The sequence below is a fragment of the Streptomyces sp. NPDC003034 genome, assembly GCF_053591375.1.
In genome coordinates this window covers 1-26,583 of record NZ_JBSFTS010000022.1, presented here as the reverse complement: position 1 = coordinate 26,583, position 26,583 = coordinate 1, and the positions used below count along the sequence as shown (strand labels likewise).

The window sequence follows — 26,583 nt, the reverse complement described above, 5'->3', positions numbered from 1 at the left end:
GCATCGGGCGCCTCCGCGGGCCGCGCGCCATGGACGGGGCCACGGGGAACGGCGCGCGGGAACCCTCGCTACCATGGGTTATCCGGACCTGACCGGGGCACCGGATCCTCCCCCGGACTCCGTCCGGGGGACCCCCAGAGGAGCGCTCTTGCCAGACGAGGTCCAGCCCATCTCCGCCGCGCAGCCCGACCCGAAGGCCGAGCACGCCGAGCAGGCCGCGGCGCCCGCCGCCACGCCCCCGCCGGCTCCGCCGGTCAAGCCCGCGCCGGCGAAGTCGGCCGGGTCCTCGAACCGCGTACGGGCCCGTCTCGCGCGCCTCGGCGGCCAGCGCACCAACGCGTACAACCCGGTGCTTGAGCCCCTGCTCCGCATAGTCCGCAGCAACGACCCGAAGATCGAGACGGCGACCCTGCGCCAGCTCGAACAGGCCTACCAGGTCGCCGAGCGCTGGCACCGCGGTCAGAAGCGCAAGAGCGGCGACCCGTACATCACCCACCCGCTCGCGGTGACCACCATCCTCGCCGAGCTCGGCATGGACCCGGCCACGCTCATGGCCGGTCTGCTGCACGACACCGTCGAGGACACCGAGTACGGGCTGGAGGACCTGCGCCGCGACTTCGGCGACGCGGTGGCCCTGCTCGTCGACGGCGTCACCAAGCTCGACCGGGTCAAGTTCGGCGAGGCCGCGCAGGCCGAGACCGTACGCAAGATGGTCGTGGCCATGGCCAAGGACCCGCGCGTCCTGGTCATCAAGCTCGCCGACCGGCTGCACAACATGCGCACCATGCGCTACCTCAAGCGGGAGAAGCAGGAGAAGAAGGCCCGCGAGACGCTGGAGATCTATGCCCCGCTGGCGCACCGGCTGGGCATGAACACCATCAAGTGGGAACTCGAAGACCTCGCCTTCGCGATCCTCTATCCGAAGATGTACGACGAGATCGTGCGCCTGGTGGCCGAGAGGGCGCCCAAGCGCGACGAGTACCTCGCGGTCGTCACCGACGAGGTCCAGGCGGACCTGCGGGCCGCCCGGATCAAGGCCACCGTCACCGGCCGGCCCAAGCACTACTACAGCGTCTACCAGAAGATGATCGTCCGCGGCCGCGACTTCGCGGAGATCTACGACCTGGTGGGCATCCGCGTCCTCGTCGACACCGTCCGCGACTGCTACGCGGCCCTCGGCACGGTGCACGCGCGATGGAATCCGGTCCCCGGCCGGTTCAAGGACTACATCGCGATGCCCAAGTTCAACATGTACCAGTCGCTGCACACCACGGTCATCGGACCCAGCGGCAAGCCGGTCGAGCTGCAGATCCGCACCTTCGACATGCACCGCCGCGCCGAGTACGGCATCGCGGCGCACTGGAAGTACAAGCAGCAGACCGTCGCCGGCACCTCCAAGGTCCGCACCGACGTCCCGCAGGCCGCCAAGGGCACCGCCGGCCAGGACACGGTCAACGACATGGCCTGGCTGCGCCAGCTGCTCGACTGGCAGAAGGAGACCGAGGACCCCGGCGAGTTCCTGGACTCCCTGCGCTTCGACCTCTCGCGCAACGAGGTCTTCGTCTTCACGCCGAAGGGCGACGTGATAGCGCTGCCCGCGGGCGCCACGCCCGTGGACTTCGCGTACGCGGTGCACACCGAGGTCGGCCACCGGACGATAGGGGCCAGGGTCAACGGCCGCCTCGTCCCGCTGGAGTCCACGCTCGACAACGGCGACCTGGTGGAGGTCTTCACCTCCAAGGCCGAGGGCGCCGGCCCGTCCCGCGACTGGCTGGGCTTCGTCAAGTCCCCCCGGGCCCGCAACAAGATCCGCGCGTGGTTCTCCAAGGAGCGCCGCGACGAGGCCATCGAACACGGCAAGGACGCCATCGCGCGGGCCATGCGCAAGCAGAACCTGCCCATCCAGCGCATCCTGACCGGCGACTCCCTCGTCACCCTCGCCCACGAGATGCGCTACCCCGACATCTCCTCGCTGTACGCGGCGATCGGCGAGGGCCACGTGGCCGCGCAGGGCGTCGTACAGAAGCTGGTGCAGGCCCTCGGCGGCGAGGACGCGGCCAACGAGGACATCGAGGAGAGCATCCCCGCCGCGCGCGGGCGCAAGCGGCGCACCAACGCCGACCCGGGCGTGGTCGTCAAGGGCGTCGACGACGTGTGGGTCAAGCTGGCCCGCTGCTGCACCCCGGTGCCGGGCGACCCGATCATCGGGTTCGTCACGCGGGGCAGCGGCGTATCGGTCCACCGCGCGGACTGCGTCAACGTCGACTCGCTGTCCCAGCAGCCCGAGCGGATGCTGGCCGTCGAGTGGGCGCCCACCCAGTCCTCGGTCTTCCTCGTCGCGATCCAGGTCGAGGCACTGGACCGGTCGCGGCTGCTGTCCGACGTCACCCGGGTCCTGTCGGACCAGCACGTGAACATCCTCTCGGCGGCCGTGCAGACCTCCCGCGACCGGGTGGCCACCTCGCGGTTCACCTTCGAGATGGGCGACCCGAAGCACCTGGGGCACGTCCTGAAGGCGGTGCGCGGCGTGGAGGGCGTCTACGACGTCTACCGCGTGACCTCGGCCAAGCGCCCGTAGGCACGTCAACAAGAAAGGCGGCCCCGGTACGCATCGCGCGTACCGGGGCCGCCCTTTTCGTGAAGGCCGCCTGAGCCATCCATTGAGCAGCTCCCACGGACAGCGACCACCTCCGCGAGAGAGGCGCCGGTTCAGGGGCGCAGAGCAGCGTCAGCCGCCGAACTCCTCCAGGCCCTTCAGCGCCTGGTCCAGCAGGGCCTGACGGCCCTCCAGCTCCCGGGCCAGCTTGTCGGCCTTCGCGTTGTTGCCCGCAGCGCGCGCCGCGTCGACCTGACCGCGGAGCTTGTCGACCGCCGCCTGGAGCTGACCGGTGAGACCGGCCGCCCGCGCCCGGGCCTCCGGGTTCGTACGCCGCCACTCGCCCTCTTCGGCCTCCTGGATCGCCCGCTCCACCGCGTGCATCCGGCCCTCGACCTTCGGACGGTCGTCCCTCGGCACGTGGCCGATGGCCTCCCAGCGCTCGTTGAGGGAGCGGAAGGCCGCGCGGGCCGCCTTCAGGTCCGTCACCGGGACGAGCTTCTCGGCCTCGTCGGCCAGCTCCTCCTTCAGCTTCAGGTTCTCCGTCTGCTCGGCGTCCCGCTCCGCGAAGACCTCGCTGCGCGCCGCGAAGAACACGTCCTGGGCACCGCGGAAACGGTTCCACAGCTCGTCCTCGGCCTCGCGCTGCGCCCGGCCCGCCGCCTTCCAGTCCGCCATCAGCTCGCGGTAGCGGGCGGCCGTCGGACCCCAGTCCGTCGACTTGGAGAGCGCCTCGGCCTCCGCGACCAGCTTCTCCTTGACCTTGCGGGCGTCCTCGCGCTGTGCGTCCAGCGAGGCGAAGTGCGCCTTGCGGCGCTTGGAGAAGGCGGAGCGGGCGTGCGAGAAGCGGTGCCACAGCTCGTCGTCCGACTTGCGGTCCAGGCGCGGCAGGCCCTTCCAGATGTCGACCAGCGCCCGCAGCCGCTCACCGGCGCTGCGCCACTGGTCGCTCTGCGCCAGCTGCTCGGCCTCGACGACCAGCGCCTCCTTGGCCGCCCGGGCCTCGTCCGCCTGCTTGGCCTTCTGCGCCTTGCGCTCCTCGCGCCGGGACTCCACGGTCGCGACCAGCTTGTCCAGCCGGACGCGCAGGGCGTCGAGGTCGCCCACGGCGTGGTGCTCGTCCACCTGCGTGCGCAGGTGGTCGATCGCCGTCTGCGCGTCCTTGGCGGACAGGTCGGTGGTCCGCACCCGCTTTTCGAGGAGGCCGATCTCGACCACCAAGCCCTCGTACTTGCGCTCGAAATAGGCCAGGGCCTCCTCAGGGGTGCCCGCCTGCCACGAGCCGACGACCTTCTCGCCGTCGGCAGTACGCACGTACACGGTGCCCGTCTCGTCGACTCGGCCCCACGGGTCGCTGCTCACAGCGCCTCCTCCACCTGATGCCTGTGCGGGGTCGCCCCCTGGGCATCGTCCACAGTTTCCTGGGGCGGGCCGCGCCCGCCCTCCACAACGCCAACATAGGCGACCGCCGGGCCGGCTGTCCGCATCCCGCACGACGGAATATCGGCGTACGGGGGCGGGCCGGCCGGGCTCCCGGGCCGCCGCGGGCCGTCAGTCCTTGGTGACGGTGCCCTTCTGGATCTTCACTTCGGTCTTCGGCGGCCCGTCCTGGCCGCCGTCGGCCGTCCCGGCCTTGGCGACCTCGTCCAGGACCTTCAGGCCGGCCGGGTCGATCTTGCCGAAGGGGGTGTACCCGGGAGCCAGCGGGCTGTCCTTGTAGACCAGGAAGAACTGGCTGCCGCCGGTACCGGGCTGCCCGGTGTTGGCCATGGCCACGGTGCCCGCCGGGTACGTCACCTGACCCTGCCCGTTCGGCTTGCCGAGGGAGTCCAGGTTCTCGTCCGGGATGGTGTAACCGGGGCCGCCCATGCCGGTTCCCTCGGGGTCGCCGCACTGGAGGACGAAGATCCCGCCGGTGGTCAGCCGGTGGCACTTCGTGTTGTCGAAGTACCCCTTGTCGGCGAGGGACTTGAAGGAGTTCACGGTCTGCGGCGTCTTCGCGGCGTCCATCGCGACCGTGATGTCGCCCGCGCTGGTCTTCAGCGCGAAGGTGTACTTCGCCGTCTGGTCGATCGCCATCTCCGGCGAAGGCGACTGCTTCGGCGTCGGCGAGGCGGACGGATTCGCCGAGGGGTCCGCCGCCGTGTCCTTCTCGTCCTTGTCGAAGACGCCGCCCACGACCAGGCCGACCAGTGTGGCGACCACCACGGCCACCGCCGCCCCGATCACGGCCATGCGTCTGCGCGCCTTCTGCCGGGCCTCGGCGCGGCGCTTCTGCTGGCGCTCGTACTTCTCTCTGGCGAGCTGTCGCCGCCGCTGATCGCTCGTGGCCACCGGGTCGTCTCCTTGTACGTGTCTGGTACTGCTGTCCGGGCTGGGATAGGCCGTACCGTATCTGGGTTCGCTGTGTAATGATCCGCGCCGGTAGGCTCTGAGCAGCAGCATTCCGATCTGCAGCCTCCCCGCCGACGACGATTGAGGACGAACGTGCTGATTGCCGGGTTCCCCGCCGGGGCCTGGGGGACCAACTGTTACGTGGTCGCCCCCGCCGCCGGTGAGGAGTGCGTCATCATCGACCCGGGCCACCAGGCCGCCCAGGGTGTCGAGGAGACGCTGCGGAAGCATCGCCTCAAGCCCGTCGCGGTCGTGCTGACCCACGGCCACCTCGATCATGTGGCCTCCGTGGTCCCGGTGTGCGGAGCACACGACGTACCGGCCTGGATCCATCCCGAGGACCGCTACATGATGAGCGACCCGGAGAAGGCCCTCGGCATGTCCATCGGAATGCCGCTCATGGGCGAGCTGACCGTGGGGGAGCCGGACGACGTCCGCGAGCTGACCGACGGCAGCCTCCTGAAGCTGGCCGGGATGGACTTCTCGGTGGCGCACGCGCCCGGTCATACCAAGGGGTCGGTGACCTTCAGGATGCCCGAGCTGGCCGACGTACCGCCGGTCTTCTTCTCGGGCGACCTGCTCTTCGCCGGCTCCATCGGACGCACCGACCTGCCCGGCGGTTCCCACGCCGAGATCCTGCGGTCGCTGGCCCGCGTGTGCCTGCCGCTGGACGACTCCACCGTGGTGCTGTCCGGCCACGGCCCCCAGACCACCATCGGCCGCGAGCGCGCGACCAACCCGTATCTGCGAGAAGTGGCCGCGGGCCGCCCGGACACCCGTGACGGCGCCGCCGCTCCACGACGAGGAATGTGACGAGAGATTCCGTGAGTACTTTCCAGGCCCCCAAGGGCACGTACGACCTGCTGCCGCCCCGGTCCGCGACCTTCCTCGCGGTCCGCGAGGCGATCGCCGGGCCGCTGAGGAACTCCGGCTACGGATATGTCGAGACCCCGGGCTTCGAGAACGTCGAGCTGTTCTCCCGCGGCGTCGGCGAGTCCACCGACATCGTCACCAAGGAGATGTACACCCTCACGACCAAGGGGGGTGACCAGCTGGCACTGCGTCCCGAGGGCACCGCCTCCGTGCTGCGCGCCGCACTGCAGGGCAATCTGCACAAGCTCGGCCTGCTCCCGGTCAAGCTCTGGTACTCCGGTTCCTACTACCGCTACGAGCGGGCGCAGGCGGGCCGCTACCGCCACTTCTCGCAGGTCGGCGCGGAGGCGATCGGCGCCGAGGACCCGGCGCTGGACGCCGAGCTGATCATCCTGGCCGACCAGGCGTACCGCTCGCTGGGCCTGCGCCACTTCCGGATCCTGCTGAACTCGCTGGGTGACAAGGAGTGCCGCCCCTTGTACCGGGAGGCGCTGCAGGGCTTCCTGCGCGATCTGGACCTGGACGAGGACACCGTCCGCCGCGCCGAGATCAACCCGCTGCGGGTGCTCGACGACAAGCGGGCCGACGTACAGAAGCAGCTGGTCGGCGCCCCGATGCTGCGGGACTACCTGTGCGACGCGTGCAAGGCGTACCACGAGGAGGTGCGCTCGCTGATCACGGCCGCGGGGGTGGCCTTCGAGGACGACGAGAAGCTGGTGCGCGGCCTGGACTACTACACCCGGACCACCTTCGAATTCGTCCACGACGGTCTGGGATCCCAGTCCGCGGTGGGCGGCGGCGGCCGCTACGACGGCCTGTCCGAGATGATCGGCGGACCGGCGCTGCCGTCGGTGGGCTGGGCGCTGGGAGTGGACCGTACGGTGCTGGCGCTCGAAGCCGAGGGGGTCGAGCTGGACCTTCCGGCGGCGACGTCGGTGTTCGCGGTGGCGCTGGGCGAGGAGGCCCGGCGGGTGCTGTTCGGGAAGGTCACGGAGCTGCGCCGGGCCGGGATCGCCGCGGACTTCTCGTACGGGGGCAAGGGCCTCAAGGGTGCGATGAAGGACGCGAACCGGTCGGGTGCGCGCTTCGCGGTCGTCGCGGGCGAGCGGGACCTGGCCGAGGGCCTGGTGCAGCTCAAGGACATGGAGTCCGGGGAGCAGACCGCGGTGCCTGTGGCCGGGCTGGTCGACGCGGTCCGGGCGAAGCTGGCCTGACGGCCGCCGCCCGCGGGGCGGGTCGGACAGTCGCGCCGGTGTGCGGCTGCCCGTCCCGCCCTTCGTCGTGTGCGCGCCGTCGTGCGGCGGGGTCCTTATGCCCATCGAACGGCCGGAACACAGACCGGTACGGCACAATGGCCGGTGCTTGGACTTACCTTGCAGGCCTGGCCTTACGGCCGTGGACGGGATGGCGGAGCGGGCGGTATGACGATGCGAGGCACGGAGCAGGACACCGCCCCCAGGACCGTCGGAGCCGGCCGGGCCCTGGCGCTGCTGCTGGTGATCACCGGTGCCGCGGGGCTGCTGGCCGCCTGGGTGATCACGATCGACAAGTTCAAGCTGCTGGAGGACCCGGACTTCACACCCGGCTGCAGCCTGAACCCGGTCGTGTCCTGCGGCAACATCATGACGAGCGACCAGGCGTCCGTCTTCGGCTTCCCCAACCCGATGCTCGGACTGGTCGCCTACGGGATCGTCGTCGCGGTCGGCATGAGCCTGCTGGCCGGGGCCCGCTTCCGCCACTGGTATTGGCTGACGCTGAACGCGGGCACCCTCTTCGGCGTCGTCTTCTGCGCCTGGCTCACCTACCAGTCGCTGTACAACATCAACGCGCTCTGCCTGTGGTGCTGCCTGGCCTGGGTCGCCACGATCCTCATGTTCTGGTACGTCACCGCGCACAACGTGCGCGAGGGCATGCTGCCGGCCCCCGGCTGGCTGCGGTCATTCTTCGACGAGTTCGCCTGGGTCCTGCCCGTGCTGCACATCGGGATCATCGGGATGCTGATCCTGACCCGCTGGTGGGACTTCTGGACCTCCTGAGCGTGCGGTGGACGGGCCGGCCCTGAGCCGCCCACCGGGCGCGTCGGTGTTGTCAGTGGGCTCGCATAGGCTTCCGGTGTGGAACCAGACCTGTTCACCGCCGCTGCCGAGGCCCGCCAGGAGAAAGACCCCGCGAGCTCTCCGCTCGCCGTCCGGATGCGCCCCCGCACCCTGGACGAGGTCGTCGGCCAGCAGCACCTGCTGAAGCGCGGATCACCGCTGCGGCGGCTGGTCGAGGAAGGGGCCGGGGGTCCCGCCGGTGCCTCGTCGGTGATCCTCTGGGGGCCGCCCGGCACCGGAAAGACGACCCTTGCCTATGTCGTCAGCCAGGCCACGCAGAAGCGGTTCGTCGAGCTGTCCGCCATCACGGCGGGAGTCAAAGAGGTACGCGCGGTCATCGAGGGCGCCCGGCGGGCGGCGGGTGGATACGGCAAGGAGACCGTCCTCTTCCTGGACGAGATCCACCGCTTCAGCAAGGCGCAGCAGGACTCGCTCCTCCCGGCCGTCGAGAACCGCTGGGTGACCCTGATCGCGGCGACCACGGAGAATCCGTACTTCTCGATCATCTCGCCGCTGCTCTCGCGTTCGCTGCTGCTGACGCTGGAACCGCTGACCGACGAGGACCTGAGCGCGCTGATGCGGCGGGCGCTGACCGAGGAACGGGGCCTGGGCGGGGCGGTGTCCCTGCCGGCGGACGCGGAGGCACACCTGCTGCGCATCGCGGGCGGCGACGCCCGGCGGGCGCTGACGGCGCTGGAGGCGGGGGCCGGCTCCGCCCTCGCCAAGGGCGAGCAGGAGATCACCCTCCAGACGGTGGAGGAGGCGATCGACCGCGCGGCGGTCAAGTACGACCGGGACGGCGACCAGCACTACGACGTGGCCAGCGCTCTGATCAAGTCGATCCGCGGCTCCGACGTGGACGCCGCGCTGCACTACCTGGCGCGGATGATCGAGGCGGGGGAGGACCCCCGCTTCATCGCGCGCCGCCTGATGATCTCGGCGAGCGAGGACATCGGACTGGCCGACCCGACGGCGCTGCCGATCGCGGTGGCCGCGGCCCAGGCGGTCGCGATGATCGGCTTCCCGGAGGCCGCGCTGACCCTGAGCCACGCCACCATCGCGCTGGCGCTGGCCCCGAAGTCGAACACCGCGACGACCGCGATCGGGGCGGCGCTGGCGGACGTACGGGCGGGGCTGGCGGGCACGGTCCCGCCGCACCTGCGGGACGGGCACTACAAGGGAGCGGCGAAGCTCGGGCACGCGCAGGGGTACGTGTACCCGCACGATGTGCCCGGAGGCATCGCCGCGCAGCAGTACGCGCCGGACGAGATCCATGGCAAGCGGTACTACGAGCCGACGCGGTACGGGGCGGAAGCGCGGTATGCGGATGTGGTGGAGAAGGTCCGCGAGCGGCTCCGCGGCGGGCCCTGACCCGCGGCGGGCACCGGCTCCGGCTCCACTCGGGCCTCCGGCTCCGGCTCCGGCTCAAGCTCTGGTTCCGCTCGGGCCCCGGCCCCGGCCCCGGCATGCCGGTGTCCCCGCCCGGGGTGCCCTCAGCGGTTCGGCCGGCCCGCCGCCGAGAAGAGGGTGTGCATCGCCCGGCGCAGGCCGCAGATGTCCGCCACCGGCTCGGGGAAGTCGAAGCGTGCGTCGAAGGAGCCGGCGGCCCCGCCCGTGAAGCGGACGCGCAGGCCGAGCCGGTCCAGGGAGAGCGGGACGGCGGTCATGCCGTCGGCCTCCCGGGGACCGAGCAGTCCGCACAGCTCGGCGATCCGGTCGCCGTGGGCGCTGTGCAGGTGCTGGAGCAGCTCCGTCTCGTGCGCCACCATCGGGTCCGGCTCGGCCCCGGCCAGGTCTTCGGGGTCCACGTGCTCGGCGCCCCACAGGTCGTCCACCGAGATCTCGCCGACCTCCAGGCGCAGCAGCATCCACGCCGGTCGTCCGTACGGGTCCTCGGCGATGCCCAGCAGCTCACCCACCGGATGGCGCTCCGCGAGCAGCGCCGCACAGGCCGCGCGGTCGGATCCGCGCACCGGCGTCAGCCATCCGGCCAGCCAGGCGCGGCCTCGGATACGATGGGGCACGGACACCGGCGCCACGTCCGTGATCTCGATCACGGCGGTGAGGTCGTCGTCCTGGGCGTGAGCGGCTGCCCTGGCGGCCGCGGATTCCCCGGAAACAAGGAGAATCACGTCCCCGTCCGGGGTGACGGTCCGAGCGGCCGGCATCCCTACCCCGAACTCCTCGGGCTCACGGTTGTCGCGAGCACCCGGGAGCGTGAGGGATACTGAGGCGTTGGACTCTACGAGGGTTCGTACGCGTTCGGCTCCGGTGAGCTGCCGAACGCCTTCCCTGGGACGCGGCTGACCTTGCTTATCGTCGTCGAAAGCAGATTCCGTTTCGTTGGAATCTGAACTTCGACGCGCACTGGGCAGGGGGATCCCATGTGGTCGAGACATTACGTCCTCCTCGCTAAGGTAAGCCTCACCTAACTTACATGGAGGTAGGTTCCACGTGAACCAGAAGCGACCCAAGGTCAAGAAGTCGCGTGCCCTCGGCATTGCGCTGACCCCGAAGGCCGTCAAGTACTTCGAGGCCCGCCCCTACCCGCCGGGCGAGCACGGCCGTGGCCGCAAGCAGAACTCGGACTACAAGGTTCGTCTGCTGGAGAAGCAGCGTCTGCGCGCTCAGTACGACATCTCTGAGCGTCAGATGGCCCGCGCGTACGACCGCGCCAAGAAGGCCGAAGGCAAGACGGGCGAGGCGCTCGTCGTCGAGCTCGAGCGTCGTCTCGACGCCCTGGTGCTGCGTTCGGGCATCGCCCGGACCATCTACCAGGCCCGCCAGATGGTCGTTCACGGCCACATCGAGGTCAACGGTGGCAAGGTCGACAAGCCGTCGTTCCGTGTCCGCCCGGACGACGTCGTGACCGTGCGCGAGCGCAGCCGCGAGAAGGTTCCGTTCCAGGTCGCCCGTGAGGGTGGCTACGCAGGCGAGGGCGAGACCCCGCGCTACCTGCAGGTCAACCTGAAGGCCCTGGCCTTCCGCCTGGACCGCGACCCGAACCGCAAGGAAATCCCGGTCATCTGCGACGAGCAGCTCGTCGTCGAGTACTACGCCCGCTGATTGACGGGGCACCTCCCCGGCGTCGAGCCGGGGGAGTGCCCCATGGGCTGGCCGGCCCGCCGTCCCCTTCGGGGGCGGCGGGTTTTCCGCTTTCCGGGCGCATGAACCGCCCCTGTACGGACGCCCTGGCTCACGGGCACCCGGTCGGGCGGTGGTGCTACGGCTGCTCCCGGCCCGCCTTCGCGCCGCGCGGTGCCCGGGGCCCCGGCAGCCCCGCCCGGTTCGCCGGCCGCCCCCCGGCCGGAGCGGCCTCCTCCGGCTCACCGGCCGAGCACTGGGCGCGCAGGACCAGGGACTCCCGGCTCAGCTCCCGACCCTCGGCGGCGTGCGCCGCGTAGCGCTCGGCGCCCAGCAGCTCGCCCGCCTTTTCCTGGCACATCAGGCGCGGGGCGTTGAAGTACCCGGAGCCGAACAACTGCAGCCCCACCCCCTCCCACATCGGCTCCGCCGCGCCCTGGAGCACCGCCGCCTCGGCCGGATCGCCCTCCGCGACCGTGACCAGGGCCAGCAGTTCGAGCGCCAGCACCAGGCCGACCAGATCGTTGAAGGTGTGGTTGACCGCCACGCACTCGGTCAGCAACCGCCGCGCCTCCCGCGTGCGCCCCGCGTCCAGGGCCGCGTAGGCGAGGACATACAGGGCGTACGCCTTCGTCCAGAGCTCGCCGCGCTCCTCGCAGATGTCCCGGACCTCCTCGCACAGCGAGACCGCGCCCGCCAGGTCGCCCTCGAAGGCCAGTGCCATCGCCAGCTCCACCTGGCACATCAGCACATTGCTGTTCAGCTCCCCGGCCGCCCGGTACCGCTCCAGCGCCGAACCCAGCAGCTCCCGCGCCCGCGCCATGTCGTCCGAGACCAGCGCCAGACACCCGAGCCGGTGCACCGCGTACGCGGCCGCCACCGCGTTCCCCGTGCGCGCCGCCCCGTCGCGACACTCGTACAGGGCGCTCATCGAGGCCACCGCGTCGCCCTGCAGGGCCGCCACGTAGCCGAGCACCCACAGCGCCTTCAGCCGGAAGCTGCCGTACACCGACTCCGACTCCGCGTCCCCGGCTCCCCGGCCGGGCTCCAGGGTCCGGCCCAGCCAGTGCCGTCCTTCCGTCAGGCGCCCGCAGCCCGCCCAGTAGAACCACAGCGTGCCCGCCAGGTACTGGCCGAGGTGGAGCTCGTCCGGCTCGTCGAGGCAGCACTCCAGCGCGAGCCGCAGATTCGGCAGCTCGGCCTCCACCAGCGCCGCGACCTCGTACTGGCGGGGGCTGAACCAGTCGAGCTCGCACCAGGTCGCCAGCCCCATGTACCAGTCGCGGTGCCGCCGCCGCAGCCGCCCCGCGTCCCCCAGCTGCTCCAGCCAGCCCGCGCCGTACAGCCGTACGGTCTCCAGCATCCGGTAGCGGACACCGGCCGGCGTCTCCTCGCGGACCAGCAGGGACTGCGCCAGCAGCTCTCCGACCAGGTCCAGCACGTTCTCCACCGGCAGGTCCGGACCCGCGCACACGTATTCGACGGCGTCGAGGTCGAACGTTCCGGCGAAGACGGACAGCCGGGCCCACAGCAGCCGCTCCTCGGGCGTGCACAGTTCGTGGCTCCACCCGATGGCCGTGCGCAGCGCCCGGTGCCGGGGGAGCGAGCCCCGAGCGCCGCCCGTCAGCAGGGCGAAGCGGTCCTCCAGCCGGGCCAGGACCTGCGCCGGGGACAGCACGCGCAAGCGGGCGGCCGCCAGCTCCAGGGCGAGCGGCAGCCCGTCGAGCCGGGCGCACAGCTCGGTCAGCTCCGAGCGGTTCGCCCCGGTGACCGCGAAGTCCGGGTCGCCCGCGGCGGCGCGCTCGGCCAGCAGGGCCAGCGCCTCTTCCGGGGCGGGCGGCCCCAGGGGGAAGGTCCGCTCCCCGTCCAGGCCGAGCGGGCGCCGGCCCGCCGCGAGCACGCGCAGGCCGGGGGAGCGGCGCAGCAGCTCCCGTACCAGAGCGGCGGTCTCGTCGACGAGCTGCTCGAAGCCGTCCAGGACCAGGAGCAGCCGCCGCTCGGCCAGGTGCTCGGCCAGGACGGACCGGGGCGGGCGCGTGGTGTGGTCGGTCAGCCCGAGGGACTGGGCGAGCGTGAACTCCAGCAGTGCCGGATCCCGTACGGTCGCCAGTTCGGCCAGCCACACCCCGTCGCAGTAGCGTTCCTGCGCCGCCGTGGCCGCCGCGGACTCTTCCGCGCCCGCCGCGGACCCTTCCGCGCAAGCCGTGGCCTCTCCCGCGAGCGTCCACGCCGCCGCGAGCGCGAGCCGGGACTTGCCCACCCCTCCCACGCCGGTCACCGTGACCAGCCGCGAGGACTCCAGCAGCCGCCCTAGCCCGGCGAGCTCGCCACCCCGCCCGACGAACCGGTTCAGTTCCGAGGGAAGATTGCCCCAGGTCCTGTTTCGAAGGGGTCTCTGTCGCATGGGACACGGAGGGTACTCGTCCGGATGCGCCCCGTACAAGGCGAGCCTCCGGCCCCCGAATTCGGGTACGGCCGGGGATCTCCGGCGCGATAGGGTCGTAGGGCGAATCCTCCCAGCAGTTCAGTACAGACAGAGAGCGGTGTGACGTGTCCGGTGGAGAGGTGGCCGGGATCCTCGTGGCCGTCTTCTGGGCCATCCTGGTCTCCTTCCTCGCGGTGGTGCTGGCGAGACTGGCCCAGGTGCTCAAGGCGACCACCAAACTGGTGGCCGAGGTAACCGACCAGGCCGTCCCGCTGCTGGCCGATGCCTCCACCACCGTCCGCTCCGCGCGCACCCAGCTCGACCGGGTCGACGCCATCGCGAGCGACGTCCAGGAGGTCACCTCGAACGCCTCCGCGCTGTCGTCCACCGTGGCCTCCGCTTTCGGGGGGCCGCTGGTCAAGGTCGCGGCCTTCGGCTACGGCGTCCGCAAGGCGCTCGGCCGAACGGACGAGGTTCCGCAGAAGACGTCCCGGCGTACCGTGATCGTCGGCCGTACGGTGCCGACGGCCCGGCGCCGGAAGCAGAAGGGCTGACCGCCGATGTTCCGCCGAGCCTTCTGGTTCACCGCCGGCGCAGCCGCCGGCGTGTGGGCCACCACCAAGGTCAACCGTCAGCTGAAGAAGCTGACCCCGGAGAGCCTCGCCGCCCAGGCCGCGGACAAGGCCGTGGAGGCGGGCCACCGCCTCAAGGACTTCGCGCTCGACGTCAGGGCGGGAATGACGCAGCGCGAGGACGAGCTGAAAGACGCACTGGGGCTGGGCCCCCGGAGCGACGCCGAGGACGCGGCCCGGCCCGACAACGTCACCGCCCTTCCCGGGGCACGGCGCCTGCGCGCCATCGAGAACGACAAGACCACCCCCCGACCGAAGTTTTCGTACAACCGGAATGAGGACCACTGATGGAGTCGGCTGAAATCCGCCGCCGCTGGCTGAGCTTCTTCGAGGAGCGCGGTCACGCCGTTGTCCCTTCGGCGTCGCTCATCGCGGACGACCCGACTCTGCTGCTGGTCAACGCGGGCATGGTGCCCTTCAAGCCGTACTTCCTCGGTGAGGCCAAGCCCCCGGCCCCCCGCGCCACCAGCGTGCAGAAGTGCGTGCGTACGCCGGACATCGAAGAGGTGGGCAAGACCACCCGCCACGGCACGTTCTTCCAGATGTGCGGCAACTTCTCCTTCGGCGATTACTTCAAGGAAGGCGCCATCAGCTACGCCTGGGAGCTGCTGACCACCCCCGTGGCGGACGGCGGCTACGGCCTGGAGCCGGAGAAGCTCTGGATCACCGTCTACCTGGACGACGACGAGGCCGAGCAGATCTGGCGCGAGAAGATCGGCGTCCCCGCCGAGCGCATCCAGCGCCTGGGCAAGAAGGACAACTTCTGGTCCATGGGCGTCCCCGGCCCCTGCGGCCCGTGTTCCGAGATCAACTACGACCGCGGCCCCGAGTTCGGCGTCGAGGGCGGCCCGGCCGTCAACGACGAGCGGTACGTGGAGATCTGGAACCTGGTCTTCATGCAGTACGAGCGCGGCGCCGGCGACGGGAAGGAAGACTTCCCCATCCTCGGCGACCTGCCGTCGAAGAACATCGACACGGGTCTGGGTCTCGAACGTCTCGCCATGATCCTGCAGGGCGTGCAGAACATGTACGAGACCGACACCCTGCGCGTGGTCATGGACAAGGCCACCGAGCTGACCGGGGTCCGATATGGCGGGTCCCCCGGCAACAAGGACAGCGACGTGGCCATGCGGGTGGTCGCCGACCACATCCGCACCTCCGTCATGCTCATCGGCGACGGGGTCACCCCGGGCAACGAGGGCCGCGGTTACGTGCTGCGCCGCATCATGCGCCGCGCCATCCGCAACATGCGCCTCATGGGCGCCACCGGCCCGGTCGTCCAGGACCTCGTCGACGTCGTGATCAACACGATGGGGCAGCAGTACCCGGAGCTCATCACCGACCGCAAGCGCATCGAGACCGTCGCACTCGCCGAGGAGGCCCGCTTCCTCAAGACGCTGAACGCCGGCTCCAACGTCCTCGACGGCGCCGTCAGCGAGACCAAGGCCGCCGGCGGCACGGTCCTCTCCGGCGACAAGGCGTTCCTGCTCCACGACACCTGGGGCTTCCCGATCGACCTCACGCTGGAGATCGCCTCCGAGCAGGGCCTGTCGGTGGACGAGTCCGGCTTCCGGCGCCTGATGCAGGAGCAGCGGGACAAGGCCAAGGCCGACGCCAAGGCCAAGAAGACCGGCCACGCCGATGTCGCCTCGTACCGCGAGATCGCGGACCGCGCCGGCGCCACCGAGTTCACCGGCTACGCCACCACGCAGGGCGAATCCGTCATCGTCGGCCTGCTGGTCAACGGTGTCTCCGCGCCCGCCGCCTCCGAGGGCGACGAGGTCGAGGTCGTCCTGGACCGCACCCCCTTCTACGCCGAGGGTGGCGGCCAGCTCGCCGACCAGGGCCGCATCAAGCTCGACTCGGGCGCCGTCATCGAGGTCCGCGACGTGCAGCAGCCGGTCCCCGGTGTCTCCGTGCACAAGGGCTCCGTGCAGGTCGGCGAGGTCACCGTGGGCGCCTCCGCCTACGCCGCCATCGACGTCAGGCGGCGCCGGGCCATCGCCCGCGCCCACTCGGCCACGCACCTGACGCACCAGGCACTGCGCGACGCCCTGGGCCCGACGGCGGCGCAGGCCGGTTCGGAGAACTCGCCGGGCCGCTTCCGCTTCGACTTCGGTTCGCCGAACGCCGTACCCGGCGGAGTCCTCACGGACGTAGAGCAGAAGATCAACGAGGTCCTCTCGCGTGAGCTGGACGTCACCGCCGAGATCATGAGCATCGAAGAGGCGAAGAAGCAGGGCGCCATCGCCGAGTTCGGCGAGAAGTACGGCGAGCGCGTGCGCGTCGTGACGATCGGCGACTTCTCCAAGGAGCTGTGCGGCGGCACGCACGTCGGCAACACGGCCCAGCTGGGCCTGGTCAAGCTGCTCGGCGAGTCCTCCATCGGCTCCGGCGTGCGCCGGGTCGAGGCCCTCGTGGGCGTGGACGCGTACAACTTCCTGGCCAAGGAGCACACGGTCGTCGCGCAGCTCCAGGAGCTGGTCAAGGGCCGCCCCGAGGAGCTGCCGGAGAAGATCTCCGCCATGCTCGGCAAGCTGAAGGACGCCGAGAAGGAGATCGAGAAGTTCCGGGCCGAGAAGGTCCTGCAGGCCGCCGCCGGCCTCGCCGAGAACGCCCAGGACATCCGCGGGGTCGCCCTCGTCGTCGGCCAGGTGCCGGACGGCACCGGCGCCGACGACCTGCGCAGGCTGGTCCTCGACGTCCGGGGCCGGCTGCAACAGATGACAGGCGCGGGCGGCCGGCCGGCCGTCGTGGCGCTCTTCACCGTGGCGGGCGGCCGTCCGCTGACGGTCATCGCCACCAACGAGGCGGCCCGCGAGCGCGGCCTCAAGGCGGGCGACCTGGTGCGCGCGGCCGCCAAGACCCTCGGCGGCGGCGGTGGCGGCAAGCCGGACGTGGCCCAGGGCGGCGGACAGAACGCGGCCGCCGTCCCGGAGGCCATCAGCGCCGTCGAGCGTCTCGTCGTAGAGACGGTCTGACGATGAGCCTGCGCCGCGGCCGCCGCCTCGCGATCGACGTCGGTGACGCCCGGATCGGGGTCGCCTCGTGCGACCCCGACGGGGTGCTCGCCACACCGGTCGAAACCGTGCCGGGACGTGATGTCCCGGCGGCCCACCGGCGGCTGCGGCAGCTCGTCGAGGAGTACGAGCCCCTGGAGGTCGTGGTCGGCCTGCCCCGCTCGCTCAGCGGGCGGGAGGGCCCGGCCGCGGCCAAGTGCCGCGCCTTCGCCATGGAACTCGCCAAGGGCATCAAGCCGGTCACGGTCCGGCTGGTGGACGAGCGGATGACCACGGTCACCGCCGCCCAGGGCCTGCGGGCCTCCGGGCGGAACGCCAAGAAGGGGCGGTCGGTCATCGACCAGGCGGCCGCTGTGGTGATCCTTCAGAACGTTCTTGAGACCGAACGGGTATCAGGTAATCCGCCTGGTGAGTGCGTCGAAGTGGTTGTCTGATCGCGATACGGTAACGTTCCGCGCGATGAGACGGCATTCGAACAGCCGTCGCCCACCACCACAGAGGCGGAACCGGGTGCCGCGGTAGAAGGAATGCCGTGGTCTTCGTCTCGCGGCTCTAGGGGACCGATGACTGAGTATGGCCGGGGCCGTGGCTCCGAACCGTGGCACCCCGAGGACCCCCTGTACGGGGACCAGGGGTGGACCGGGCACCAGACCCAGCAGGGCCAGGTGCCGTACAGCGGTGACCCGCAGCAGCAGTACGCGCAGGAGCCGCAGTACCAGCAGCAGTACCCGGAGCAGCAGCACTACCCGCAGGGCTTCCAGCAGCCGCAGTACGACGCGCAGCAGCAGTACTCCGAGCAGCCGCAGTACGACGCGGCGCAGCAGCAGTACTCCGAGCAGCTCCAGTACGCCGAGCAGCAGGGCTATGCCCAGCAGCATCAGCAACACCAGCACCAGCAGCAGCACGTCGAGCCGCAGCAGCCGGTGTACGACGGCCAGGGCTGGGACACCGGCCAGGAGCAGTACGGGGCCGCGCTGACGGCCGATCCCCACCTCGGCGCGGAACCGTACGCCCAGCAGACCGTCGGCGCTTACCCCGGGGAGAGCCCGGACCTGTACACCACGGCCGACGCCTATCCGCCCCCGCGCCCCCCGGGCCGCCGCCACCTGGAGCCGGAACCGGGCGAGCAGGGGCAGGACACCGACGTGGAAACCGAGGACGGGGACCGGGACGACGACGGCAAGCAGCCGGCCGGCGGCGGCCGCCGCTCCGGCCGTTCGAAGGGCGGCAAGCCCAAGCAGCGCAGCGGCGCCGCCTGCCTGATCACGAGCCTCGTCATCGTGGGCGTGCTCGGCGGTGGAGGCTACTACGGCTACACCTACCTCAAGGACAGATTCGCCACGGCCGAGGACTACGCGGGCGAGGGCACCGGCGAGACGGTCGACGTCGAGATCCCCAAGGGTGCCTCCCTGATCCAGATGGGCAACATCCTCAAGAAGCACGGCGTCGTCGCGAGCGTGGAGGCGTTCACCAGCGCGGCCGCCGCCAACTCCAAGGGCAAGTCCATCCAGGCGGGCGTCTACCCGCTCAAGAAGAAGATGTCGGCCGCGGCCGCCGTCGCCTTCATGACCGACCCCTCGAAGCTGAACGTGATCACCGTCCCCGAGGGCAAGCGCAACGTCGAGGTCTACGAGGCGATCGACAAGAAGCTCGGCCAGCAGACGGGCACCACGCAGGAGATCGCGAAGCGCGAGGCCAAGAACCTCGGCCTGCCGGCCTGGGCGGGCAACAACCAGAAGATCATGGACCCGCTCGAAGGGTTCCTGTACCCGGCGCGCTACGACCTCAGCAAGGACAGCACGCCGGAGTCCGTACTCCGGCAGATGGTCAAGAACGCGAACGAGAAGTACGCGGCGCTGGGCATCGAGGCCAAGGCCAAGGAGCTCGGCCTGGAGAACCCGCTCCAGGTGGTCACGGTCGCGAGCCTCATCAACGCCGAGGGCATGAACCACGACGACTTCCGGAAGATGTCGGAGGTCATCTACAACCGCCTGGAGAAGACCAACGACGTCACCAACCAGAAGCTCGAATTCGACTCGACGATCAACTACCTCAAGGGCACGAGCGACATCAACGTCTCCGTCCGGGAGGCCAGGACCCTCGACCACGCCTACAACACCTACTTCTACAAGGGCCTCCCGCCGGGTCCGATCGGCAACCCCGGCGACGACGCCCTGAACGCCACGCTCAACCCCGACCAGGGCGGCTGGATGTTCTTCGTGTCAGTCGACGGAAACAAGACCACCTTCACCCAGTCGTATGACGAACACGTCAAACTGGTCGATGAGTTCAACGCTCGGCAGAAGCAGAAAAACGGCGGGTAGGTAGGTAGGACATGTCACGCACAAGGGCCGCGGTGCTGGGTTCGCCCATCGAGCACTCCCTCTCACCGGTGCTGCACCGCGCCGCCTACCGGGAGCTCGGCCTTCACGACTGGTCGTACGACCGGTTCGAGACCGACGAGGCCGCGCTCCCCGGTTTCATCGCGGGCCTCGGCCCCGAGTGGGCCGGGCTGTCGCTGACCATGCCGCTCAAGCGGGCCGTCATCCCGCTGCTCGACGGCATCAGCGACACCGCCGCCTCGGTGGAGGCGGTCAACACGGTCGTCCTCACCGAGGACGGCCGCCGCGTCGGGGACAACACCGACATCCCCGGCATCGTCGCCGCCCTCCACGAGCGCGGCATCGAAAAGGTGCCCTTCGCGGCCATCCTGGGCGCCGGAGCCACCGCATCCTCGGCGCTCGCCGCGCTCTCGCGGATCTGCTCCGGCGAGGTGACGGCGTACGTCCGCTCGCGCGCCCGGGCCGACGAGATGCGGCAGTGGGGCGAGCGCCTCGGGGTGCCCGTGCGCACGGCCGACTGGCAGGACGCGGCCCAGGCGCTGGGCGCGCCGCTGGTGATCGCCACCACCCCCGCCGGGACCACGGACGCGTTGGCCACGGCCGTCCCCGAAGATCCCGGCACCCTCTTCGACGTCCTGTACGACCCCTGGCCCACCGCCATCGCCGCGGCCTGGTCCCGGCAGGGCGGCAAGGTCATCGGCGGCCTGGACCTGCTCGTCCACCAGGCGGTGCTCCAGGTCGAGCAGATGACCGGGTGCCCCACCGCTCCGCTCGCCGCCATGCGGGCGGCCGGTGAAGCGGCGCTGCTGGCCCGCCACTGAGAAGCAGCCGGGCGCACCTGATGCTTTCCCGGGGCTGATCTTGCCCCGCCGCCCGGTCGCCACCACTGTGGGGGACGGGTGCGACGCCGTCCGACAGTTGGACCGGGAGCGGCGCACCGGCCCGGACGTGGGAGGATCGGGTTTGGCGGGTCCGGGCCGCGCACCCGATCGCGCCGTCGCTGTACCAGGCGCGAGCATGAGGAGCATCGTTGAGCAGGTTGCGTTGGCTGACCGCCGGGGAGTCGCACGGACCGGCGCTGGTAGCGACGCTGGAGGGGCTTCCCGCCGGCGTCCCGGTCACCACCGGGCTGGTGGCCGAGCACCTGGCCCGGCGCCGGCTCGGCTACGGCCGAGGTGCCCGGATGAAGTTCGAGCAGGACGAGATCACTTTCCTCGGCGGCGTCCGCCACGGGCTGTCGCTGGGATCCCCGGTCGCCGTCATGATCGGCAACACCGAGTGGCCGAAGTGGGAGAAGGTCATGTCGGCCGATCCCGTCGACCCTTCGGAGCTGAAGGAGACCGGCCGGAACGCGCCGCTGACCCGCCCGCGGCCCGGCCACGCCGACCTCGCCGGCATGCAGAAGTACGGCTTCGACGAGGCCCGGCCGATCCTGGAGCGCGCCAGCGCCCGGGAGACCGCCGCCCGCGTCGCCCTCGGCGCGATCGCCCGGTCCTTCCTCAAGGAGGCCGCGGGCATCGAGATCGTCTCGCACGTGGTGGAACTGGCGGCGGCCAAGGCCCCGTACGGGGTCCACCCGACCCCCGCCGACGTCGACAGGCTCGACGCCGACCCCGTGCGCTGCCTCGACGCCGACGCCAGCAAGGCGATGGTCGCGGAGATCGACCAGGCCCACAAGGACGGCGACACCCTCGGCGGCGTCGTGGAGGTCCTCGCCTACGGGGTCCCCGTCGGGCTCGGCTCGCACGTCCACTGGGACCGCCGGCTGGACGCACGCCTGGCCGCCGCCCTCATGGGCATCCAGGCCATCAAGGGCGTCGAGGTCGGCGACGGCTTCGACCTCGCCCGCGTGCCCGGCTCCAAGGCGCACGACGAGATCGTCTCCACCCCCGAGGGGCTCAAGCGGACCACCGGCCGCTCCGGCGGCACCGAGGGCGGGCTGACCACCGGCGAGCTGCTGCGCGTACGGGCCGCCATGAAGCCCATCGCGACCGTGCCGCGTGCCCTGGCCACCGTCGACGTCTCCACCGGTGAGGCGACCGTGGCCCACCACCAGCGCTCCGACGTGTGCGCCGTGCCGGCCGCGGGCATCGTGGCCGAGGCCATGGTCGCGCTCGTGCTGGCCGACGCGGTCGTGGAGAAGTTCGGCGGCGACTCCGTCCCCGAGACCCGGCGCAACGTCCAGTCGTACCTCGCACACCTGCAGATCCGGTGACCGGCGGACCACTGGTCGTCCTCGTCGGCCCCATGGGGTCCGGAAAGTCCACGGTGGGCGGCCTGCTCGCCGAGCGGCTCGGCGTCCCCTACCGGGACACGGACGCCGACATCGTTGCCGCCCAGGGCCGGGAGATCTCCGACCTGTTCATCGACGAGGGCGAGCCGTACTTCCGCGAGCTGGAGCGGCAGGCGGTCGCGGCCGCCGTCGCCGAGCACACCGGAGTCCTCGCCCTCGGCGGCGGCGCCGTCCTCGACGCCGGCACCCGCGACCTGCTGACCGGTCTGCCCGTCGCCTATCTCTCGATGGACGTCGAGGAAGCCGTACGGCGCGTCGGCCTCGGCGCCGCGCGCCCGCTGCTCGCCGTCAATCCGCGCCGCCAGTGGCGCGAGCTGATGGACGCCCGGCGCCCCCTGTACACCGAAGTCGCGCGCGTCGTGGTGGCCACCGACGACCGCACCCCCGAAGAGGTCGCCCAGGCGGTCCTCGACGCTCTGGAGTTGAAGGACGTATGACAGACCAGGTGACGCGGATCCACGTCGGCGGCAGCGCCGGCCACGACCCGTACGAGGTGCTGGTCGGCCGGCAGCTGCTCGGCGAACTGGGCACGCTGATCGGCACCAAGGCCCGGCGGGTCGCCGTCATCCACCCCGAGGCGCTGGCCTCGACGGGTGAGGCGCTGCGCGACGACCTGGCCGAGCAGGGCTACGAGGCGGTCGCCATCCAGGTGCCGAACGCCGAGGAGGCCAAGACGGCCGAGGTGGCCGCGTACTGCTGGAAGGCGCTCGGGCAGTCCGGGTTCACCCGTACCGACGTGATCGTCGGCGTGGGCGGCGGCTCCACCACCGACCTTGCGGGCTTCGTCGCGGCCACCTGGCTGCGCGGGGTGCGCTGGATCGCCGTACCGACCACCGTCCTGGCGATGGTGGACGCGGCGGTCGGCGGCAAGACCGGCATCAACACCGCCGAGGGCAAGAACCTGGTGGGCGCCTTCCACCCGCCGGCCGGGGTGCTCTGCGACCTGGCGGCGCTGGACTCGCTGCCCGTCAACGACTACGTCAGCGGCCTCGCCGAGGTCATCAAGGCCGGATTCATCTCCGACCCGGTGATCCTCGACCTGATCGAGGAGGACCCGCAGGCGGCCCGCACGCCCAGCGGTCCGCACACCGCCGAACTGATCGTGCGCTCCATCCGGGTCAAGGCCGATGTCGTCTCCAGCGACCTCAAGGAAGCCGGACTGCGCGAGATCCTCAACTACGGCCACACGCTCGCGCACGCCATCGAGAAGAACGAGCGCTACAAGTGGCGCCACGGCGCGGCCGTGTCGGTCGGCATGGTCTTCGCCGCCGAGCTCGGCCGGCTCGCGGGCCGGCTGGACGATGCGACGGCCGACCGGCACAAGGCGGTGCTCGCCTCGGTGGGGCTGCCGCTGACCTACCGCGGTGACCAGTGGCCCAAGCTGCTGGAGACGATGAGGGTCGACAAGAAGTCCCGCGGCGACCTGCTGCGCTTCATCGTCCTGGACGGGCTGGGCAAGCCGACCGTCCTGGAAGGCCCGGACCCGGCCGTGCTCGTGGCCGCGTACGGAGAGGTCTCCGCCTGAGCCGCTGCCGGGCCGGACGCTGAGCCCGGCCCGGCCCGGCCCGGCCCGCCGCCCGGCCCCGGCTCCTGAGCCGCCGGGCGGCGCCGGGCTGAGGTCCGCCTCACGGGGCTGGTGGACGGCCGGGCCCCCAGGGTCATATAACGTTCTCGCATCAGTGGCCGGAACGGACGGAGTGGCAGCGGATGCAGCACGGAGTGGGGGGCGGGAGCGCGGGCTGGGGACAGTCCGGACAGCACCCGGCGACGCCCCCGCAGCCACCGATACCCCCGGCGCAGGGCTGGGCGGGGACGCCCCAGCCCTTCACGTCCCCCATGCCGCAGGGATCGGAGGCCACCGGCCACATCCCGCTGCCGCCCGCGGCGGCGGGTACGGGCGGCGCCACCCTCGCCGTGCTGCTCATCGGGCCGGCGGGCGCGGGCAAGACCACGGTGGCCCGGCACTGGGCCGGCACCCGGCCGGTGCCGACGGCCCACGTGAGCCTGGACGACGTCCGGGAGTGGGTGTGCTCGGGCTTCGCCGACCCGCAGTCGGGCTGGAACGAGCACTCCGAGGCCCAGTACCGCCTGGCCCGCCGCACCTGCGGCTTCGCCGCCCGCAACTTCCTGGCGAACGGCATCTCCTGCATCCTCGACGACGCGGTCTTCCCCGACCGGCCGGTGGTGGGGCTGGGCGGCTGGAAGCGGCACGTGGGCCCCGCGCTGCTGCCGGTGGTCCTGCTGCCGGGCCTAGAGATCGTCCTGGAACGCAACGCCGCCCGCTCCGGCAACCGCCGGCTCTCGGACGAGGAAGTCGCGCGGATCCACGGCCGGATGGCCGGGTGGTACGGCTCCGGCCTGCCGATCATCGACAACTCGCAGCTCGACGTGGAGGGCACGGCGCGTGCCCTTGACGAGGTGCTCGCCCGGGCCATCGCGGCTCCTGCGGCCTGGTAGTCCTCGCCCGGTCCGGTACCGGGCGGCCGTGCGAGCCCCGTCCGGCCCCGCTCGCCGGGCCGGATCCGCGCCGCGCTCGTAGGCTCGAAGACATGTCAGACGTGTACGCCGCCCGCCGGAGCCTGCTTCGCGACCGCTGTGCCGCCGCGGGGAACGCCGCCGCACTGGTCACGCGTCCGGCGAACGTCCGCTATCTCTCCGGCGCCTCCCCGCTCGATGCCGTACTGCTGGTCGGACCGGCCGAGGACGTGCTCTTGTGCGCCGGAGTTCCCACCGGCGAGGCGGACGAGGGACGGCTCGACCCGCGGCTCCGACTCTGCGTACTGCCGAGCCCCGGCGGCGACCCGGCCGTGGCGGCGGCCGACATGGCCGCGGCCGCGAGCGCCGACTCCCTCGCGGTGGAGGAGCACCACCTCACCGTGGGCCGGCACCGGGCCCTGCGCTCGGTCGCCCCCCGCCTGCGCCTGGCCGATCTCGGCACCGCCGTGGAGCAGCAGCGGCTCGTCAAGGACGAGGAGGAGATCGCCTGCCTGCGGATCGCCGCCGAGATCGCCGACCAGGCCCTCGGCGAGCTGCTCGAATCGATCCTCGTCGGGCGTACGGAGCGGCACCTCGCGCTGGAGCTGGAGCGCCGGCTCGTCGACCACGGCGCGGACGGACCCGCCTTCCCGACCTCCGTCGGCACCGGCCCGCACTCCGGCCGCTCCCGGCACCGGCCCTCCGACCGCCGGGTGGAGGAGGGGGACTTCCTGTCCGTGTGCCTCGGCGCGAACTACCGCGGCTACCGGTGCGAGATCGGCCGCACCTTCGTGATCGGCACCACCCCGGCGGACTGGCAGATCGAGCTGTACGACCTCGTCTTCGCCGCCCAGCGGGCCGGACGCGAGGCGCTGCTGCCCGGGGCCGCCTACCGCGACGTCGACCGTGCCGCACGCTCCGTACTGGACTCCGCAGGCCATGGGGAATCCGTCGCTCCGTGGACCGGACACGGTGTCGGTCTCGAAATCGACGAGGACCCGCAGCTTGCACCTACCGCAATGGGTAAACTGGACGCTTGCGTGCCGGTCACCGTCGAACCGGGGGTTCACCTCCCTGGCCGGGGCGGCGTCCGGATCGATGACACGCTCGTCGTACGCCCCGAGGCGGACGGCGGTCCCGAGCTACTCACCATTACGACCAAGGAGCTGCTCGCGCTCTAGCCCGCTGCCGGGCCGTGCGCGCATCCGTGGTCTTCCAGTGCAGGAGATTCCGCAACCGTGGCTTCCACGAACGACCTCAAGAACGGCATGGTGCTCAAGCTCGACGGTGACCAGCTCTGGTCCGTCGTCGAGTTCCAGCACGTCAAGCCCGGCAAGGGCCCGGCCTTCGTGCGCACCAAGCTCAAGCACGTGCTCTCCGGCAAGGTCGTCGACAAGACCTTCAACGCCGGCACGAAGGTCGAGACGGCCACCATCGACCGCCGTGACATGCAGTTCTCGTACATGGACGGCGACTACTTCGTCTTCATGGACATGAGCACCTACGACCAGCTCATGGTCGACCGCAAGGCCGTCGGCGACGCCGCCAACTTCATGGTCGAGGGCTTCACCGCCTCCGTCGCCCAGCACGAGGGCGAGGTGCTCTACGTCGAGCTGCCGGCCGCCGTCGAGCTCACGATCGAGCACACCGACCCGGGTGTCCAGGGCGACCGCTCCACCGGCGGCACGAAGCCGGCCAAGCTGGAGACCGGGTACGAGATCCAGGTCCCGCTCTTCGTCACCACCGGCGAGAAGGTCAAGGTCGACACCCGCACCAGCGCCTACCTCGGCCGGGTGAGCAGCTAACCGTGGCTGCCCGGAGCAACGCGCGCAAGCGCGCCTTCCAGATCATGTTCGAGGCCGACCAGCGCGGCGTGCCCGTGCGCGAGGTCCTCGCGGACTGGATCCGCCACGCGCGGTCGGACGACCGGCAGCCGCCGGTCAGCGCCTTCACGATGGATCTCGTCGAGGGATACGCCGACAAGGTGAACCGCATCGACGACCTGATCATCACCTACGCCGTGGACTGGGAGCTCGACCGCATGCCGGTCGTGGACCGCAACATCCTGCGGCTCGGTGCGTACGAGCTGATCTGGGTGGACGACACCCCGGACGCCGTGGCGATCGACGAGGCCGTCCAGCTGGCCAAGGAGTTCTCGACGGACGAGTCCCCCTCGTTCGTGAACGGGCTGCTGGCCCGTTTCAAGGACCTCAAGCCGAGCCTGCGCCGAAGCGAGAGCTGACACCGCACGCGGCGCGCCGGCGCCGCGCCGTACGGAAGGGCCCGCAGCATGCGCGCGGCGGGGCCGTCCCTATGCCGCCCAGCCGCCCCCAACGGAAGAGGGGCGGGGAGG

23 protein-coding genes are annotated in these 26,583 nt (G+C 71.3%); 19 read left to right on the top strand and 4 right to left on the bottom strand.

What is annotated here, in order from left to right; all coding sequences use genetic code 11:
- The first annotated feature begins 148 nt into the window (after positions 1–148).
- The gene (locus ACWDX7_RS21200; protein WP_451490615.1) at positions 149–2,578 is read left to right on the top strand and encodes a RelA/SpoT family protein; all 2,430 of its coding nucleotides are present in this window, start codon (positions 149–151) and stop codon (positions 2,576–2,578) included.
- Positions 2,579–2,728: 150 nt separating this feature from the next.
- Here the strand turns inward: ACWDX7_RS21200 and ACWDX7_RS21195 are convergent, their stop codons facing one another.
- Positions 2,729–3,958, bottom strand: a complete 1,230-nt coding sequence (locus tag ACWDX7_RS21195; protein ID WP_451490614.1) for a DUF349 domain-containing protein — start codon at positions 3,956–3,958, stop codon at positions 2,729–2,731.
- Positions 3,959–4,147: 189 nt separating this feature from the next.
- Complete coding sequence (locus ACWDX7_RS21190; protein ID WP_451490613.1) at positions 4,148–4,930, bottom strand: peptidylprolyl isomerase; 783 nt, start codon at positions 4,928–4,930, stop codon at positions 4,148–4,150.
- A gap of 153 nt (positions 4,931–5,083) precedes the next feature.
- Here ACWDX7_RS21190 and ACWDX7_RS21185 point away from each other — a divergent pair, with 153 nt between their 5' ends.
- The 4 genes from ACWDX7_RS21185 (at position 5,084) to ACWDX7_RS21170 (ending at position 9,330) form a co-directional block, all read left to right on the top strand.
- On the top strand, positions 5,084–5,803 hold the full coding sequence (locus tag ACWDX7_RS21185; RefSeq protein WP_451490612.1) for an MBL fold metallo-hydrolase: 720 nt from the start codon (positions 5,084–5,086) through the stop codon (positions 5,801–5,803).
- A gap of 11 nt (positions 5,804–5,814) precedes the next feature.
- Entirely contained in the window at positions 5,815–7,077 is a 1,263-nt protein-coding gene (gene hisS, locus ACWDX7_RS21180) for a histidine--tRNA ligase (RefSeq protein WP_451490611.1), read from the top strand.
- A gap of 207 nt (positions 7,078–7,284) precedes the next feature.
- Positions 7,285–7,899: a vitamin K epoxide reductase family protein gene (locus tag ACWDX7_RS21175; RefSeq protein WP_451490610.1), complete on the top strand. Its 615-nt coding sequence runs from the start codon at positions 7,285–7,287 to the stop codon at positions 7,897–7,899.
- Positions 7,900–7,977: 78 nt separating this feature from the next.
- On the top strand, positions 7,978–9,330 hold the full coding sequence (locus tag ACWDX7_RS21170) for a replication-associated recombination protein A (RefSeq protein WP_451490609.1): 1,353 nt from the start codon (positions 7,978–7,980) through the stop codon (positions 9,328–9,330).
- A 122-nt stretch (positions 9,331–9,452) separates the two neighbouring features.
- On the opposite strand, the gene ACWDX7_RS21165 is transcribed toward ACWDX7_RS21170, so the two are convergent.
- The gene (locus tag ACWDX7_RS21165) at positions 9,453–10,358 is read right to left on the bottom strand and encodes a DUF2470 domain-containing protein (protein ID WP_451490608.1); all 906 of its coding nucleotides are present in this window, start codon (positions 10,356–10,358) and stop codon (positions 9,453–9,455) included.
- Between the two features lie 55 nt (positions 10,359–10,413).
- Here ACWDX7_RS21165 and rpsD point away from each other — a divergent pair, with 55 nt between their 5' ends.
- Positions 10,414–11,025 carry a 30S ribosomal protein S4 gene (gene rpsD, locus ACWDX7_RS21160; RefSeq protein WP_150520470.1) on the top strand — a complete coding sequence of 204 codons (612 nt, stop codon included), beginning with the start codon at positions 10,414–10,416 and terminating at the stop codon, positions 11,023–11,025.
- 157 nt (positions 11,026–11,182) lie between these two features.
- On the opposite strand, the gene ACWDX7_RS21155 is transcribed toward rpsD, so the two are convergent.
- The gene (locus ACWDX7_RS21155; RefSeq protein ID WP_451490607.1) at positions 11,183–13,447 is read right to left on the bottom strand and encodes an ATP-binding protein; all 2,265 of its coding nucleotides are present in this window, start codon (positions 13,445–13,447) and stop codon (positions 11,183–11,185) included.
- 146 nt (positions 13,448–13,593) lie between these two features.
- Between ACWDX7_RS21155 and ACWDX7_RS21150 the strand changes: the two genes are divergently transcribed.
- From ACWDX7_RS21150 to nusB, 13 genes are all read left to right on the top strand, one after another.
- Complete coding sequence (locus ACWDX7_RS21150; RefSeq protein ID WP_451490606.1) at positions 13,594–14,022, top strand: DUF948 domain-containing protein; 429 nt, start codon at positions 13,594–13,596, stop codon at positions 14,020–14,022.
- A 6-nt stretch (positions 14,023–14,028) separates the two neighbouring features.
- A complete protein-coding gene (locus ACWDX7_RS21145) occupies positions 14,029–14,388 on the top strand; it encodes a DUF6167 family protein (RefSeq protein ID WP_451490605.1) in 360 nt (119 codons plus the stop codon).
- Complete coding sequence (alaS, locus tag ACWDX7_RS21140; RefSeq protein WP_451490604.1) at positions 14,388–17,081, top strand: alanine--tRNA ligase; 2,694 nt, start codon at positions 14,388–14,390, stop codon at positions 17,079–17,081. Before ACWDX7_RS21145 ends, alaS begins: the two co-directional genes overlap by 1 nt.
- 2 nt (positions 17,082–17,083) lie before the next feature.
- Positions 17,084–17,554 carry a Holliday junction resolvase RuvX gene (gene ruvX, locus ACWDX7_RS21135; protein ID WP_451490603.1) on the top strand — a complete coding sequence of 157 codons (471 nt, stop codon included), beginning with the start codon at positions 17,084–17,086 and terminating at the stop codon, positions 17,552–17,554.
- 129 nt (positions 17,555–17,683) lie between these two features.
- Positions 17,684–19,444 (top strand): endolytic transglycosylase MltG, encoded by a 1,761-nt coding sequence (gene mltG / locus ACWDX7_RS21130; RefSeq protein ID WP_451490602.1) that lies wholly within the window; start codon positions 17,684–17,686, stop codon positions 19,442–19,444.
- A gap of 11 nt (positions 19,445–19,455) precedes the next feature.
- Positions 19,456–20,283, top strand: a complete 828-nt coding sequence (locus ACWDX7_RS21125; protein WP_451490601.1) for a shikimate dehydrogenase — start codon at positions 19,456–19,458, stop codon at positions 20,281–20,283.
- Between the two features lie 209 nt (positions 20,284–20,492).
- Positions 20,493–21,677 (top strand): chorismate synthase, encoded by a 1,185-nt coding sequence (gene aroC, locus ACWDX7_RS21120; RefSeq protein WP_451490600.1) that lies wholly within the window; start codon positions 20,493–20,495, stop codon positions 21,675–21,677.
- A complete protein-coding gene (locus ACWDX7_RS21115; protein WP_451490599.1) occupies positions 21,674–22,192 on the top strand; it encodes a shikimate kinase in 519 nt (172 codons plus the stop codon). The genes aroC and ACWDX7_RS21115 overlap by 4 nt, the downstream gene beginning before the upstream one ends.
- Positions 22,189–23,280 carry a 3-dehydroquinate synthase gene (gene aroB / locus ACWDX7_RS21110; protein WP_451490598.1) on the top strand — a complete coding sequence of 364 codons (1,092 nt, stop codon included), beginning with the start codon at positions 22,189–22,191 and terminating at the stop codon, positions 23,278–23,280. The genes ACWDX7_RS21115 and aroB overlap by 4 nt, the downstream gene beginning before the upstream one ends.
- A 182-nt stretch (positions 23,281–23,462) precedes the next feature.
- Positions 23,463–24,212 (top strand): AAA family ATPase, encoded by a 750-nt coding sequence (locus ACWDX7_RS21105; protein WP_451490597.1) that lies wholly within the window; start codon positions 23,463–23,465, stop codon positions 24,210–24,212.
- Positions 24,213–24,304: 92 nt separating this feature from the next.
- Positions 24,305–25,411 carry a M24 family metallopeptidase gene (locus ACWDX7_RS21100; protein WP_451490596.1) on the top strand — a complete coding sequence of 369 codons (1,107 nt, stop codon included), beginning with the start codon at positions 24,305–24,307 and terminating at the stop codon, positions 25,409–25,411.
- A 57-nt stretch (positions 25,412–25,468) separates the two neighbouring features.
- On the top strand, positions 25,469–26,035 hold the full coding sequence (gene efp, locus ACWDX7_RS21095) for an elongation factor P (RefSeq protein WP_451490595.1): 567 nt from the start codon (positions 25,469–25,471) through the stop codon (positions 26,033–26,035).
- A 2-nt stretch (positions 26,036–26,037) separates the two neighbouring features.
- The gene (gene nusB, locus ACWDX7_RS21090; RefSeq protein WP_451490594.1) at positions 26,038–26,472 is read left to right on the top strand and encodes a transcription antitermination factor NusB; all 435 of its coding nucleotides are present in this window, start codon (positions 26,038–26,040) and stop codon (positions 26,470–26,472) included.
- Positions 26,473–26,583: the final 111 nt, after the last annotated feature.